General features: G+C 42.4%; 8 protein-coding genes. 3 read left to right on the top strand and 5 right to left on the bottom strand.

Annotated features, from left to right (window positions below):
- Nucleotides 1–9: 9 nt before the first annotated feature.
- Together GKR48_RS12965 and rlmKL are read right to left on the bottom strand one after the other, a co-directional pair.
- Entirely contained in the window at nucleotides 10–1,917 is a 1,908-nt protein-coding gene (locus GKR48_RS12965) for an ABC transporter ATP-binding protein (protein WP_154628379.1), read from the bottom strand.
- Between the two features lie 12 nt (nucleotides 1,918–1,929).
- Nucleotides 1,930–4,038, bottom strand: a complete 2,109-nt coding sequence (gene rlmKL, locus GKR48_RS12960; protein WP_154628378.1) for a bifunctional 23S rRNA (guanine(2069)-N(7))-methyltransferase RlmK/23S rRNA (guanine(2445)-N(2))-methyltransferase RlmL — start codon at nucleotides 4,036–4,038, stop codon at nucleotides 1,930–1,932.
- A 98-nt stretch (nucleotides 4,039–4,136) separates the two neighbouring features.
- On the opposite strand from rlmKL, the gene GKR48_RS12955 reads away from it, so the two are divergent.
- A complete protein-coding gene (locus GKR48_RS12955) occupies nucleotides 4,137–5,258 on the top strand; it encodes a YcbX family protein (protein WP_154628377.1) in 1,122 nt (373 codons plus the stop codon).
- Nucleotides 5,259–5,454: 196 nt separating this feature from the next.
- Here GKR48_RS12955 and GKR48_RS12950 read toward each other — a convergent pair whose 3' ends face one another.
- The 3 genes from GKR48_RS12950 to pepN all read right to left on the bottom strand — a co-directional run bounded on the left by GKR48_RS12950 (nucleotide 5,455) and on the right by pepN (nucleotide 10,257).
- The gene (locus GKR48_RS12950) at nucleotides 5,455–6,000 is read right to left on the bottom strand and encodes a cell division protein ZapC (protein ID WP_154628376.1); all 546 of its coding nucleotides are present in this window, start codon (nucleotides 5,998–6,000) and stop codon (nucleotides 5,455–5,457) included.
- 322 nt (nucleotides 6,001–6,322) lie between these two features.
- On the bottom strand, nucleotides 6,323–7,333 hold the full coding sequence (gene pyrD / locus GKR48_RS12945; protein WP_154604233.1) for a quinone-dependent dihydroorotate dehydrogenase: 1,011 nt from the start codon (nucleotides 7,331–7,333) through the stop codon (nucleotides 6,323–6,325).
- A gap of 305 nt (nucleotides 7,334–7,638) precedes the next feature.
- Nucleotides 7,639–10,257 (bottom strand): aminopeptidase N, encoded by a 2,619-nt coding sequence (gene pepN, locus GKR48_RS12940; RefSeq protein ID WP_154628375.1) that lies wholly within the window; start codon nucleotides 10,255–10,257, stop codon nucleotides 7,639–7,641.
- A 456-nt stretch (nucleotides 10,258–10,713) separates the two neighbouring features.
- On the opposite strand from pepN, the gene pncB reads away from it, so the two are divergent.
- Entirely contained in the window at nucleotides 10,714–11,928 is a 1,215-nt protein-coding gene (gene pncB / locus GKR48_RS12935) for a nicotinate phosphoribosyltransferase (protein ID WP_154628374.1), read from the top strand.
- A gap of 234 nt (nucleotides 11,929–12,162) precedes the next feature.
- Nucleotides 12,163–13,563, top strand: coding sequence for an asparagine--tRNA ligase (gene asnS, locus GKR48_RS12930; RefSeq protein ID WP_036960395.1), 1,401 nt, complete (start codon nucleotides 12,163–12,165; stop codon nucleotides 13,561–13,563).
- Nucleotides 13,564–13,679: the final 116 nt, after the last annotated feature.

The raw sequence follows: 13,679 nt of genomic DNA, 5'->3' as shown, positions 1-13,679 counted from the left end.
GCCGTCATATCAACCGTTTTTCAACAGCTCTAGCTCCTGCCAACGATCAAACGCCTGTTCTAACTCTTGTTCTTTAACGGCAAGTGCAGTTAACGCTTGCTCAGTCACATCATGTGGCTGATTAAAGAAATCTGCATCGCCAATTTGTGCTTGAAGAGTTTCAATTTCCCCTTCAAGTTGCTCTAATTTCGCCGGTAATTGCTCTAATTCACGCAATAAATTATAGCTAAGTTTATTTGCACGCTTAGGGGCTTCTTTTGGCTTAGCCTCTTTTTCTGGCGCAGCTACTTTACTGGTTTGCTCCGATTTCAGACGTACCGTTTGTGCTCTTTGCTGCTGAGCATCTTTATAGCCACCTACAAAACGGTTAATTTCGCCGTTACCTTCGAAAATCCAGCATTCTGTTACGCTGTTATCCACAAATTCCCTATCATGGCTAACGAGTAAAACGGTACCTTGATACCCATCCACCAGCTCTTCCAGTAACTCCAATGTTTCAACATCGAGGTCGTTGGTTGGTTCATCGAGGATCAGCAAGTTACTTGGCTTTAAGAATAAACGCGCTAATAATAAGCGGTTACGCTCACCACCGGATAACGCTCTTACAGGCGTCATAGCGCGTTTTGGCGGGAACATAAAGTCTTGCAGGTAACCCAGTACATGACGAGGTTTACCATTAACCATGACCTCTTGCTTACCTTCCGCAAGGTTATCCATCACGGTTTTGTCTGGGTCAAGTGCAGCGCGGTGCTGGTCAAAATACGCAACTTCAAGTTTAGTCCCACAGTGCACGCGTCCACTATCTGCTTGCAAATCACCGAGCATTAAACGTAACAGCGTGGTTTTACCACAACCGTTAGGTCCCACCAATGCAATTTTATCGCCACGCATCACTTGCGCAGAGAAATCCTTCACTAAAACTTTATTATCAACTTGATAATTAACGTTTTCTAACTCAAATACAATTTTACCGGAACGTGCGGCTTCGCCCACTTGCATACGAGCAGTACCCATCACTTCACGACGCTCTGAACGTTCTACGCGCAATGCTTTCAGCGCGCGAACACGCCCTTCGTTACGAGTACGGCGCGCCTTGATCCCTTGGCGGATCCAAGCTTCTTCCTGCGCTAATTTGCGATCGAATTCCGCGTTTTGCATCTCTTCAACACGTAGCGCTTCTTCTTTATTGATCAGATAATCATCATAATTACCTGGCCAAGAAGCGAGCTGACCACGGTCTAAATCGATAATACGGGTTGCCATATTACGAATGAAAGAACGGTCATGGGAAATAAAGACGATGCTACCTTGGAAATCTTTCAAAAAGGTTTCTAACCATAAAATGGTTTCAATATCTAAGTGGTTCGTCGGCTCATCTAAGAACAGTACGCGAGGATTGCTGACCAAAGCACGTCCTAATGCCGCTTTACGTAACCAACCACCGGATAATGAAGATAACTCTGCATCTGCCGGTAACCCCAACTTTTTGAGCACATCATTAATACGCGAGTCTAATAACCAGAGATTTAAGTTATCCAGAACCTCTTGTAAATCCGCCAGTTTGTTTAAATTTTTCTCACTTGGGTCAGACTCCACCAGCTTGGCAACATGGTGATAATCTTTCAAATATTGAGCTTGTTCAGCAACACCTTCTGCCACAAAGTCAAAAATAGTGCCTTCCACATTACGCGGCGGATCTTGCTGTAAGCGAGCAACGATCAAATCTTGTTCATAAGTTAATGAACCATCATCCAGTGGCTGCTCTTTCGTCAAGACACGCATCAAGGTCGATTTCCCTGCCCCGTTGCGACCCACTAAACAAACGCGTTCATTATCTTCAATATGAATTTCAGTATTGTCTAACAGAGGCGCATCACTAAACGCGAGGTATGCACCCGATAAATTAATTAAAGCCATTAATTCTGTTCCTTACTCTGCGTGGCTAATTAACCAGCAGTTGTGAATTTGACGGTTACGTGCGAAGTCTTCTGACAGTGTCTTAGCGGTGATTTCTTGTGCTTTTAAACCAAGTTCAGTCAGTGCTTCGAGATCCATTTTGAATCCGCGCTTGTTGTTGGAGAACATCACGGTTCCACCGCGACGCAGCATGCGTTTCAAATGGGTGATTAATTGCACATGGTCACGTTGAACGTCAAAGGTTCCATCCATACGTTTCGAGTTTGAGAACGTCGGCGGATCGATGAAAATCAAGTCAAATTGCTCATCGGTATTGGCTAACCAATTCAAACAATCCGCTTGCATTAGACGGTGCTGGCGACCTGTAAGCTGGTTGGCTTGCAAGTTTTTCTCTGCCCACTCTAAATAGGTACGAGACATATCTACAGAGGTTGTGCTCTTAGCGCCACCTAATCCCGCGTGAACGGTGGCAGTACCGGTGTAGCAAAAGAGGTTTAAGAAGTCCTTACCACGGCTCATTTCACCTAACATACGGCGAGCAATACGGTGGTCGAGGAATAACCCAGTATCCAGATAGTCAGTTAAGTTAACTAACAATTTAGCGTTATATTCATTCACTAAGAAGAAATCATCTTTCTGCGCTAATTTTTCGTACTGTTGTTTACCCTTTTGACGCTGACGGGTTTTCAGTACTAATTGATTTGAGGTCAGTTCAAGGACGTTCATCGTCGCGGTGATCACATCAAATAAGCGTTGACGCGCTTTACGCTCATCAACGGTTTTTGGCGGTGCATATTCTTGAATAACCACTTTGTCGCCATAGATATCGACAGCCACGTTGTATTCAGGTAAATCCGCATCATACAGACGGTAGCAATCAACACCTTGCTGCTTCGCCCATTTCGCCAGTTTCTTCTGGTTTTTACGTAAACGGTTAGCAAAATCTGGGGAAATTTCCGCAATGGTTTCTGATGGCGTTTCCGCTAACTGATAGTTTTTCTGTACGCAATCTAATGGACCATTTTTCGCTTTAAATTCACGTTCAGAACGTAATTGTAAACAACTTAATAATTCAGGAGATGCGCTGAAAATCGATAAACGCCAGCCGGGAAAACGTGCTTTAACAATACGACCAAATTGGCTATGCAATGCGATTAATGCCGGTTCACTTTCTAGACGCTCACCGTATGGCGGGTTACTGATAATAGTTCCCTTGATATCGGTTTTGACTGGGTTTTCCAGCGCCGCAGCATCACCGTGATTGAAGGTGATTAAATCTTGCAATCCTGCACGACGAGCATTGGCACGCGCCATATCCAGCACACGCTTATCAATATCAAAACCATAGAAACGGGAAGTAGTATCTTTCAAGCCTTGACGGAAACGTACCTGAGCTTCCGTGACAACTTCACGCCATAATTCAGGGTTATGTTTCAACCATGCATTGAATCCCCAATGCTGGCGATATAATCCCGGCGCTCTATCCGCTGCAATCATTGCCGCTTCAATTAATAGTGTCCCAGAACCACACATTGGGTCGACCATTGGGGTATTTTTCTGCCAACCTGAACGGCTAATAATTGCTGCCGCTAACGTCTCTTTTAATGGCGCTTGCCCCGCAAGGTCACGATAACCACGAATGTGCAGTGAATCACCACTCAAGTCCAGTGCCACGCTTGCGCGTTCTTTATTTAGGTAAACGTTAATGCGAATATCGGCTTCTTGGCGAGCAACATTCGGGCGTTGGTCTAACTTACGCACAAAGCTGTCCACGATGGCATCTTTCACTTTTAATGCACCGTATTGGCTATTACGGATCTCTTCGTTGGTTCCCGTGAAATGCACTACAAATGTATCATTCACATCGAAGATTTCAGACCAATCAATCGCTTGAACACCCAGATATAAATCAAGATCACTATAGACATCAAAATCATTCAGCGGTAATAAAATACGAGATGCCAGTCGACTCCATAGCAGACTTTGATACATCACACGGTCATCAGCCTGAAAATAGACGCCCCCTTGTGCCACTTTGCACTGGCTAGCGCCTAGCGCTTCCAATTCAGTTTTCAGTAGTTCTTCCAGGCCTCGAGCTGTGCTGGCAAACAGAAAATTCATAGTATTTATTACCGATTTCGATGAAAAATTGTTGCGCATTATAGCTAATCTCATGCACTTGTCATAAAGTTGCTGCACAACAATTATAGGATTAAAAAATGATTACGCTTTCGCGCCTGTATACACACCCAGTCAAGTCAATGAGGGGCATTCGTCTATCTCATGGTTACGCTGATATCAGCGGATTGACGTTTGATCGTAACTTTATGGTCACCACATTAGAAGGTAAGTTTATCACTGCGCGTAAATATCCGCAGATGTTATTATTTACCCCGGCTATGCTCAATAATGGGCTTTATCTAAAAGCACCTAATGGTGAAAGCGCCACCGTATTGTATCAGGACTTTAATGAGAAACAGAGTCCTACAGAAGTTTGGGGCAATCATTTTCATGCACTTATTGCACCCGATGAGATAAATAGTTGGTTAAGCAGCTTTTTTGACGAGCCTGTCCAATTGAGATGGTTAAGTCCTGAATTATCTCGCCGAGTCAAAAAGCACCAAGATGTTCCCTTATCTTTCGCCGATGGCTACCCATTTTTACTTATCAATGAAGCCTCCGTGCAAGAGCTGCAACGCCGCTGCCCAGCCAGCGTAAAACTCGAACAATTTCGCGGTAATTTAATCATTACCGGCGCTAAGCCGTTCGAAGAAGATAGCTGGAAACGCATTCAAATTGGTGATGTGATTTTCACTTTAGATAAACCTTGTAGCCGCTGTATTTTGACCACCGTCAGTCCAGAAAAAGGGATCAAACACCCACACGCAGAACCGCTCGCTACGCTGCAAACTTTCCGTATGGATGACACTGGTGATGTGGACTTTGGGCAAAATGCATTAATTGAAAATACGGGGATCATCCGCGTAGGAGATACTCTCACCGTATTAGAAACTAAGCAGCCAAAACAGTATCCATTACGCGATAGAGAAGCCCCTGTTACCCAGACCACAAAACCGACTCCAACTGCCGTGAATTTGGTTTTTGAAGAGATAGAATATATCGGAAATACAGAGCATGTGATCCTTGAACAGCTTGAATCTCACGGGCTTTCAATCCCTTATTCATGCCGTGCGGGAATTTGTGGACGTTGCCGAATTTCACTACTTGAAGGGGAAGTCACCCCACTAAAACAAAGTGCTATCAAAGATAATGGGGATATTTTGGCTTGTAGCTGTATTCCTAAAACTGCGCTCAAACTTGCATTTAATCAAGCCGATTAAATAGAAATAAAGCCTCAACTAAGAAAATAATTTTTTAGTTGAGGCTCTTAATTAAACATAAATTCTGCTCATATTCTTCAGCTGTATTTACCGTATAAACTTTATCATGCCTATTTTTTCATTTTATTTATTTTGCATGGAAAACTTTATTTCGCATAAAAGCAATCAAAATACGAATATGATCATCAGTGATCAATTACATGGCATTTCCATATAATAGACGCTTGGTTCTCGATTGATAATGCATCATCCGATCGTTCATGATCTTAATTGGATCACAGAATCGCAAAGTACGATCAGGTAATTCTAATGATGCTTCAGCTAATAAACACAAGCTTGCTGAATGACCCGCTTCTGCAATAATAAATGTTGAATAAACATTGCTATTTTCTAAGCACACTTGAATTAATTGACCACGTTCTGGCGTACTCATAAAATGGAAACTAGAAAAATACCAACTTTTTGGCATTTGGGGCTTTAAAAAGCGGTAAGCAACTAGGCTATTTAAGACTAATTCCGCTCTCTCTTCATAACTAATATTTAATCTCTTGGCTTGCTCATCAAATAAATAAAACTCTGCTGCATCTTCAATACTAAAAGGCATTTCATTTTGTGCAGAAACAGTCAACATTTTAGCTGGAAAACAAGACCGAAATATCATGCCGTTGGCGAGATCTAACATCACTCTGTCATGGTCACGATCAAAATACCAACGCCAATGATCATCAGGTTTAATATTCATAAACGATCCTTTAGCGATGTTATAAGCAAATAAGCTTTGTTTGGATCCTTTATTAAGATCCCTTTAAACATATCTCTGTTATATCCTAAAACTTAAAAGAAAAAGATACACGACTGACTGATCAATATAAGCAAACGTCAATGTCGACTTTTTAATAACGAATTAATCAGATGAGCGAAAACTATATGCCGCAAACCTATAACCATATGCCGCACAACTACACGTATAACTTGTCATTTAATGGATATAATTTATGTTCAATCTTAATATAGGATAAAAGGGGGAATAAATAAACCCCCTTGTATAATTAATCACCATTTTTTTAGATGTGATTAACAATATCCTTTATTAATTTTGGTCCGTGATAAATAAAACCAGAATAAATTTGGACTAATGATGCCCCTGCTTCCATTTTTTCTCTGGCTGCAGTTAATGAATCAATACCGCCAACACCAATAATTGGTAACTTTCCATTTAATTCACGGGAAATAAGTTTAATGACTTGGGTGCTTTTTAATTGTACCGGACGACCACTTAAACCACCCGCTTCATTACAGTAATTTAAACCTTGAACTAAAGAGCGATCCAATGTGGTGTTCGTCGCAATAACGCCATCAATATTATGTCTCACTAAACTGTCAGCAACTTGCACAATTTCTTCTTCAGTTAAATCCGGTGCAATTTTAACCGCAACAGGAACATATTTCTGATGGAGTGATTGCAGTGCTAATTGCTTCTCTTTAATGCCACTTAATAAATCATCCAGCGCTTCCCCATATTGTAATGTGCGTAATCCAGGGGTGTTTGGTGATGAAATATTAATCGCGATATACCCTGCGTGGGCATACACTTTATCCATACAAATTAAATAATCGTCTTTACCATGCTCAACCGGCGTATCTTTATTTTTACCAATATTAATCCCGATAATCCCGCCGTAAGTTGATTTTTTAACGTTCTCAACCAGGTTATCAACCCCTTTATTGTTGAAACCCATGCGGTTAATAATCCCTTCCGCTTCAACAACTCTGAATAATCTTGGTTTGTCATTTCCATCTTGAGGACGTGGTGTAACGGTTCCAATTTCGACAAAACCAAATCCCATTGCACCAAACGCATCAATGCACTCGCCATTTTTGTCGAGTCCTGCGGCTAAGCCTAATGGATTTTTAAAGGAGAGTCCCATACAGGTAACGGGTTTGGTTGCAATGGATTGACGAAGAAGGAATTGGAGAGGAGAGTGGTTTAAACGCTGAAGCTGACGAAACGTTAATTCATGGGCCTTTTCAGGGTCGAGCTGAAACAGTGCCTTTCGGGCAAGGTGATATAACATAGCTATTAACCTACTTTCTGTCTAAGTACGATTGAATATGCATTTCTCTACACGACACACTCAAACTCAGCGCGTGCAAAAATACCCCCAAACCTGTTTTACCAAATAGGGTTTGTGAGTATACAAGTGAGATTGGCTTGATAAAACGGCACATATGCTACCCCAACTGTGGGGTAATAATCCATGAAAATATCACTAAAAGTGCTAATTGTTTTGATCTTCTACCATAAAAAAGCCCTTAGACTCGAAAATCTAAGGGCTTACATGCATTTATTCTAAGAATTAACTGCCTACTATCCGAAGAATTAGCTTTCTAGCGCTTTGGTTATCTTCTCAAACAGATCCCCAGAAAGATTTTCTAACCCTTTCAGTTTTTCCAGAACCTCACGCATTAAACCTTGGCGCTTCGCATCATAACGTTTAAAGCGGATTAATGGCTCAATTAATCGCGATGCCACTTGCGGGTTACGAGTATTTAGATCCACTAAGATCTCATACAGGAATTGATAACCGCTGCTATCTTCCGCGTGGAAGTTCACTGGGTTACCCGCCGTAAATGAACCCACTAATGCACGCACACGGTTCGGGTTAGTCATGCTAAATGAGCGATGATTTAATAATTCACGGACTTTTGCCAGTGTATTTTTAGCTGGATTGGTACCTTGCAGCGTAAACCATTTGTCCATCACCAAGCCATCATGGTGCCAACGATCGTCAAAATCTGCCATAAGCGTTGCATGACATGGCAAGCCCGCTTCGTTTGCAGCGGTTAATGCCGCGAGTGAATCCGTCATATTATCCGCACTGCGGTATTGCGCTTCCACCAGCTTATTCGCCAACTCACGGTCGTCCGCTGCCGCTAAATATTGCAAGCAAGTATTACGCAGTGAACGCAGCGCAATATCTCCGTGATCAACACGATATCCATCAATATTAATCGAGCGATAGACCGTTAAGAACTCATCGTGCATTTCATTCGCTAGCGTTGAGTGGATAAAATCAATCGCGTTATGGATTGCCACAGGATCAATAACGGTAAACAGCTCCGCAATTTCATTTTCTGAAGGTAGAGTCAAAATTAAAGCGGCTAATGCAGGGTCAATATTGTCACTGAGCAATACAGCGCGAAATGCATCCACAACATGCACAGGCAGAACCAGCGCTTCCCCTTTATGCAGTTTTTCTACATTAATTTTGGCGTAGTTATTAATCAGTTGCTGCGCCGCATCCCAGCGAGAAAATTCATTGCTCGCATGCTGCATTAAAAATGCTAATTGTGCATCCGTGTATGGATAATCCAATTTTACCGGCGCAGAAAACTCACGTAATAAAGAAGGCACTGGACGAGAAGTCACATGGTCAAATACAAAACTTTGTGACGCTTGAGTGACATTTAAGACTGAATTCACCAAACTGCCATCACGCTTAAGCGGGATCACCGCGCCATCTTCACCATACAGTTCGATATCCAATGGAATATGCAGTGGCTGTTTTTCTGCTTGGTCGGCCGTTGGTGGCGTCATTTGGCTAACGTGTAGCGTATATTGTTGCTTCTCTTGAGAATATTCATCGCGCACAGTCAGAACTGGCGTTCCTGATTGACTATACCAGCGACGGAACAGGGATAAATCCACATTCGATGCGTCTTCCATTGCCTGCACGAAATCATCACACGTTGCTGCGCTGCCATCATGGCGATGAACATACAACTGGATCCCTGCTTGGAACATCTCTTCTCCAAGCAAAGTGTGGATCATGCGGATGACTTCAGATCCTTTTTCATACACTGTCAGCGTATAAAAGTTGTTCATTTCGATCACTTTTTCAGGGCGGATCGGGTGAGCCATCGGGCTTGCATCTTCCGCAAACTGCGCCGCACGCATCACTTTGACATTATTGATACGGTTAACTGAACGTGAGCCTAAATCAGAGCTAAATTCCTGATCACGGAATACGGTCAACCCTTCTTTTAAGCTTAGTTGGAACCAATCGCGGCAAGTAATACGGTTACCTGTCCAGTTATGGAAATATTCGTGACCAATCACAGATTCAATATTCAGATAATCTTTATCGGTGGCGGTTTCGCTTTTTGCTAAAACGTACTTCGAGTTAAATACGTTCAGACCTTTATTTTCCATTGCGCCCATGTTGAAGAAATCAACGGCAACAATCATATAGATATCAAGGTCATATTCTAAACCGAAACGCTCTTCATCCCATTTCATTGCATTTTGTAGGGATTTCATTGCCCATGGTGCACGGTCTAAGTTGCCTTTATCAACAAATAACTCTAATGCGACTTTGCGACCAGTACGAGTCACAAACTCATCGCGTAAAACATCAAAATCCCCTGCGACCAATGCAAATAAGTAACTTGGTTTCGGGAATGGGTCTTCCCATTTTACCCAATGGCGACCATCATCCAGTTCACCTTCCGCGATACGGTTACCGTTAGAAAGTAAATAAGGATAGCGGGATTTGTCTGCTGTAATTTTGGTGGTGTAACGCGCTAAAACATCAGGGCGATCTTGGTAATAAGTAATGTGGCGGAAACCTTCAGCCTCGCACTGAGTACACAAAGCTTCACCAGAAACATATAAACCTTCTAATGCACTGTTTTTCTCAGGGCTAATCTCATTAACAATACTCAGTGTAAACGCGTCTGGTAGCGATTCAATGATAAGCTTACCGGATTCTTCTTTATAGTTTGTCCACGCTTTACCATCGACTTCAAGGCTAATAAGAGTTAAATCTTCACCAAATAATTCTAAGGTGGAAGATTGCGGATTAAGGCGTTTCACCTTGCTGATAGCGGTCACTTTGGTTTTGGCGGGATCAAGGTCAAAATCAAGGGATATTTCTGTAATTGTATAATCAGGTGCTTGATAATCTTGACGATATTTCGCTTGTCTTAACTGAGTCATAGGTAACCTTTTTATTCGTTATATCCGTGTCATAGTCTCTTTCTACTGTATACAATACTATAAGATGAACTAATGTGAATCGACTTGAGAAACATTTTCATCACAAATTGCGATGTTTTTCTATTATTCCCCATTAAATTTATGAGAGTAGTATCCAACTTTGTGGGCGAACGGTTTGCCTGTTGGTGCTATAGATCTATTAAATCTAAATTTACATGTTAGTATCATTCAGTGATTATTGTTCTGAGTATGTTATCGAACAGTAAATGAAGATTCGTTTAGAATAATGACCACGTTGAACGCGTTTAACTCAACAGTTAATTGGGTGGATTAAAGTTGAATTATCTTCCAACAACATACAGATAGAATAAAACTTCTATCTTTTGTTAAAGCGGGTATACTTTTTCAACTTTAACGATTTAGCAATTAGTCAGCTCCGCGAGGAACTCTGCGCGCATGAATTTAGACGTAACACCGATTATTACATCACTGCTGGATACCGATGCTTATAAGCTCCACATGCAGCAAGCCGTTTTTCACCGCTACAACCAAGTTCCCGTTGTCGCTGAATTTCGTTGCCGTAGCAGTGATATTTTAGGTGCCTATGCCAATGAGATTGAACAACAGATCCAATTGATGGCACAGCTTTCTCTTTCGGATGATGAATATCAGTACCTACGTACTCTGCCCTTTTTCACCGAAGATTACCTTTCGTGGCTGAAAACATTCCGCTTTAATCCTAAGCAAGTTGTTGTCAGCGTCGCTGATAATGGCCAACTGGCCATGCGCATCAGTGGTCCATGGCGCGAAGTCATTATGTGGGAAGTGCCACTGTTAGCGTTAGTGAGTGAAATTGTTCAACGTGACAGACACCCTACCATTACCGCTGATGATGCCGTTAACCAACTTCACAAGTTACTGGAACTGTTTTATCAAGAGGCCAGCGAACGCCAATTAAATCTATCCGGTTTTAAATTGATGGATTTCGGTACTCGCCGCCGTTTTTCCTATGAAGTGCAAGCGGCTATCGTGGGCATGCTCAAGCAAGAATTCCCTTATTTAGTGGGTACCAGTAACTACAAATTGGCGCGTGAATTGGGGTTAATGCCTGTCGGTACTCAAGCACATGAGTGGTTCCAAGCTCATCAACAGATAAGCCCTGAACTCGCCAATAGCCAACGTGAAGCCCTACAAAGCTGGCTAGATGAGTACCCAAATCATTTGGGTATCGCCCTCACCGACTGTATTACGATGGATGCATTCTTGCGTGATTTTGACCACGAATTTGCTAATCGTTACCAAGGATTACGTCACGATTCTGGGGATCCTATTGAATGGGGTGAAAAAGCCATCGCCCATTACCAGAAATTGGGCATTGACCCACTGAGTAAAACACTGGTGTTCTCCGATAATTTAGACCTGCAAAAAGCCTTAGAGCTATACCACTATTTCCATAAACGGATAAATTTAGTGTTTGGTATTGGCACAAGACTCACTTGCAACATTCCAAATGTGGTCCCGATGAATATCGTGATCAAGCTGGTGGAATGTAATGGCAAACCCGTTGCTAAATTATCCGATAGCCCTGGAAAAACCATCTGTGAAGATGATGAATTTGTGAATCAGCTACGCAAAGCCTTTGACCTTCCTAAAATGGAAAAAGCCTGCTAAAAACAAATTAATAACCCGATAGCGATTTTTTACTTGTTTCCTGCCAAATGGCAAGTAACATAGCAGATTACCCCTGAAATATGGGATTTCGGAAAAGATGTCGGGTTATCGCTTTTTCTTATCGTGAGTTTTCTTCTTATATAGTGTTTCTTTGTAAACCCTTAAGCAGTCAACCCCAATAACGCATACCCGTCATCTCATATCGTTAATATTATTTAAAAGAGAGTAATTTTTATGATCGTTGCGCCTGTAGTCGATGTACTGCAAGGCCGTGTGGCGGTGGGCTCTGAAGTCACCGTTCAAGGCTGGGTACGTACAAGGAGAGATTCAAAAGCTGGTTTTTCTTTCCTCGCCGTTTATGACGGTTCATGCTTTAACCCATTACAGGCTATCATCAATAATAATTTATCTAATTATAATGACGAAGTCCTGCATTTAACCACAGGCTGCTCTGTGGAAGTCACTGGTATTGTTGCTGAATCTCAAGGTCAAGGTCAGTCTTTTGAATTACAAGCAACGGCAATCAAAGTCGTTGGTTGGGTTGAAGATCCTGACACTTACCCAATGGCAGCAAAACGTCACAGCGTCGAGTTTTTACGTGAAGCCGCTCACTTGCGTCCACGCACTAACTTAATCGGTGCTGTTGCACGTGTTCGCCATACTTTAGCCCAAGCCCTGCATCGCTTCTTCGATGAACAAGGTTTCTTCTGGGTATCGACTCCACTTATCACTGCATCAGATACTGAAGGTGCGGGTGAAATGTTCCGTGTTTCTACACTGGACTACAACAACTTGCCACGTAATGACAAAGGCGAAGTCGATTTCAGCGAAGATTTCTTCGGTCGCGAAGCCTTCTTAACGGTTTCTGGTCAGTTGAACGGTGAAGCTTATGCAACGGCATTAAGCAAAATCTACACCTTTGGTCCAACTTTCCGTGCTGAAAACTCCAACACTAGCCGCCACTTAGCTGAATTCTGGATGTTAGAGCCTGAAGTCGCATTTGCTAACTTAGATGACATCGCCGGTCTGGCTGAAAAAATGCTGAAATATGCATTCAAAGCGGCATTAACAGAGCGTCGCGATGACCTTGAATTCTTTGCTGAGCGTGTTGATAAAGACGTGATTAACCGTCTGGAACGTTTTGTGAATTCTGATTTTGCACAAGTTGACTATACCGATGCGATCAAAATCCTCGAAACCTGCGGTCAGAAATTCGAAAACCCAGTTTACTGGGGTGTCGATATGTCTTCTGAGCATGAGCGTTACTTAGCTGAGCAACACTTTAAAGCGCCAGTTGTGGTTAAAAACTACCCGAAAGATATTAAAGCTTTCTATATGCGCCTTAATGAAGACGGTAAAACCGTTGCCGCAATGGACGTCTTAGCCCCTGGCATTGGCGAAATCATCGGTGGTTCTCAGCGTGAAGAACGTTTAGATAGACTGGATGCACGTTTAGAAGAAATGGGTATGAATAAAGAAGATTACTGGTGGTATCGTGATCTGCGCCGTTACGGCACTGTACCTCATTCCGGTTTCGGTCTTGGTTTTGAGCGTTTAATTGCTTATGTGACTGGCGTCAGCAACGTACGTGAAGTGATCCCATTCCCACGTACCCCAAGAAACGCGGCATTCTAATGCCAATTGCCCGTCATACGGCTTAAATGGTTATTCATATCGGGTCACTGAGTGGCCCGATGTTTTTATCGCCACAGTTTATCACTCGTTTTTTATCAAAAACGTTATACCCAAGC

Origin of the sequence: Providencia sp. wls1943, from assembly GCF_009706275.1 — a bacterium.
GTDB lineage: Bacteria > Pseudomonadota > Gammaproteobacteria > Enterobacterales > Enterobacteriaceae > Providencia > Providencia zhijiangensis.
The sequence above is the reverse complement of the archived record's forward strand: the minus strand, read 5'-3'. Positions and strand labels throughout refer to the sequence as shown.